3 protein-coding genes are annotated in these 2,353 nt (G+C 62.8%); all 3 read left to right on the plus strand.

Going from position 1 to position 2,353, the window contains the following annotated elements; translation table 11 throughout:
• Positions 1-124 precede the first annotated feature (124 nt).
• A complete protein-coding gene (locus EN969_RS26990) occupies positions 125-982 on the plus strand; it encodes a CoA transferase subunit A (protein ID WP_063169491.1) in 858 nt (285 codons plus the stop codon).
• Positions 979-1,779, plus strand: coding sequence for a CoA-transferase subunit beta (locus tag EN969_RS26995; RefSeq protein ID WP_063169490.1), 801 nt, complete (start codon positions 979-981; stop codon positions 1,777-1,779). Before EN969_RS26990 ends, EN969_RS26995 begins: the two co-directional genes overlap by 4 nt.
• Before the next feature lies 1 nt (position 1,780).
• The coding region (locus tag EN969_RS27000; RefSeq protein WP_281060034.1) for a beta-ketoacyl synthase N-terminal-like domain-containing protein at positions 1,781-2,353 on the plus strand (573 nt) is incomplete at its 3' end.

Genomic DNA, 2,353 nt, shown 5'->3' on the forward strand with positions numbered 1-2,353 from the left:
CATCTCAACTCCGCGGGAACGGCATCGACGCCAGGATTGACTCCTCGCCCTCCCCCAGCGTAGAAAGTATCGCATATAAAACATATGTTCGCAATGCGAACTTTTTGAACCCGGAGCCGATGCGATGGTCAAGTTCCTGCCGCTCAAACAGGCTGTTGCGGAGAATTTGAACGATGATGACACGGTCGCCTTCGAGGGTTTCACCCATCTGATCCCGACGGCGGCGGCGCATGAGGCGATCCGTCAGGGTTTTCGCGACCTCACCCTGGTCCGCATGACGCCGGACCTGATCTACGACCAGATGATCGGTATGGGCATGGCGAAGAAAATCGTCTTCTCCTATGTCGGCAATCCCGGCGTCGGCCTGCTGCGGCGCGCCCGCGACGCCATCGAGAACGGTTTCCCCAGATCGATCGAGATCGAGGAGCACAGCCATGCCGGCATGGCCAATGCCTATGAGGCGGGCGCGGCCGGTCTGCCCTGCGCGGTGTTTCGCGGCTATCGCGGTGCTGGCCTCGCGGCGGTCAATCCGAACATCAAGTCTGTCACCTGTCCGTTCACCGGCGAGGTGCTGGCGGCTGTTCCTTCGATCAGGCCTGACGTCACCTTCATCCATGCGCAGAAGGCCGACAGACAAGGCAATGTGCTGGTCGAAGGCATCATCGGCATCCAGAAGGAAGCGGTGCTGGCGGCCAAGCGAGCGGTGGTGACGGTGGAGGAAGTGGTCGATAATTTCGACGATCTGCACCCCAATCTGACCGTGCTGCCGCGCTGGACGATCGCGGCGATATCCGTCGTGCCAGGCGGCTCGCACCCGTCCTACGCACATGGCTATTATGCGCGTGACAATGCCGCCTATCTCGAATGGGACGAGATCGCCGCCGACCGTGACAAATTCCAGGCGTGGATGCAGGCCAATGTCATCGAGAAGAGCGCCGGCGATTTCGCGGCCCGGGTCGAGCATTTGAGGAAAGCGGCATGAGCGACAATCCATTGGGTTTCACCCCCAACGAGATGATGACGATCGCCGCCAGCAGGGCGCTCAGGAATGACGATGTCTGCTTCGTCGGCATCGGCGCACCGTCCGCGGCCTGCAATGTGGCGCGGCTAACGCATGCGCCTGACATCACGCTGATCTACGAGAGCGGCACGATCGGCACCGCGCCCGACGTGCTGCCGCTGTCGATCGGCGATGGCGAATTGTGCGAGACCGCCGTCACCACCGTCGCGGTGCCGGAGATGTTCCGCTACTGGCTGCAGGGCGGCCGCATCTCGATCGGTTTTTTGGGGGCGGCGCAGATCGACAAGTTCGGCAACATCAACACCACGGTCATCGGCGACTATTTCCATCCCAAGACCAGGCTGCCCGGCGGCGGCGGCGCGCCGGAGATCGCGACCTCGTCGAAGCAGATCTACATCACAATGGCGCAGACCAAGCGCGGCATGGTCGAGAAGATCGACTTCTTCACCTCCTTCGGCCATGGCGAGGGCGGCGACCATCGCAAGCGGCTTGGCATCGACACATCAGGTCCGACCTTGCTGATCACCGATCTCGCCATCTGGAAGCCGGATCCGGTGACCAAGGAATTCACCGTCGTGTCGTTGCATCCGGGCGTCACCCGCCAGCAGGTGCAGGAGAGCTGTGGCTGGGTGGTAAAGTTCGCGGAGGCGCTTGACGAAACACCGGCGCCAAGCGAACTCGAATTGAAGACATTGCGCGACCTGCAGGCCCGCACCAAGGCGGCGCATGAGGGAACCGGAAAAGCAAAGGCTGCATGACATGGCCGAGGCCTATATCTGCGACTACATCCGCACGCCGATCGGCCGCTTCGGCGGTTCGCTGTCTTCGGTACGATCGGACGATCTAGGCGCCATCCCGCTGAGGGCGCTGGCCGAGCGCAATCCGGGCATCGACTGGCAGGCGATCGACGATGTCGTCTATGGCTGCGCCAACCAGGCCGGCGAGGACAATCGCAACGTAGCGCGCATGGCGCTGCTGCTGGCCGGGCTGCCAAAGGAGGTCCCGGGCTCGACCGTCAATCGCCTGTGCGGCTCCGGCATGGATGCGCTGACCATTGCCGCCCGAGCCATCAAGGCCGGCGAGGCGGAGCTGATGATCGCGGGCGGCGTCGAATCGATGAGCCGGGCACCCTTCGTCATGCCCAAGGCCGACACGGCGTTCTCGCGCAATGCCGAGATTTACGACACCACCATCGGCTGGCGCTTCGTCAACCCGCTGATGAAGAAGCAGTATGGCGTCGATTCCATGCCGGAAACCGGCGAGAACGTCGCCGAGGATTTTTCGGTGTCGCGGGCCGACCAGGACGCCTTCGCAGTGCGCAGCCAGAACAAG

The organism is Mesorhizobium sp. M7A.F.Ca.CA.003.01.2.1 (assembly GCF_003998945.1).
GTDB lineage: Bacteria > Pseudomonadota > Alphaproteobacteria > Rhizobiales > Rhizobiaceae > Mesorhizobium > Mesorhizobium ciceri.

What these genes read in the sequence shown, in the direction of transcription:
- EN969_RS26995 (WP_063169490.1), top strand. Translation starts at nt 979, where the DNA reads ATGAGCGACAATCCATTGGGTTTCACCCCCAACGAGATGATGACGATC.
- EN969_RS26990 (WP_063169491.1), top strand. Translation starts at nt 125, where the DNA reads ATGGTCAAGTTCCTGCCGCTCAAACAGGCTGTTGCGGAGAATTTGAAC.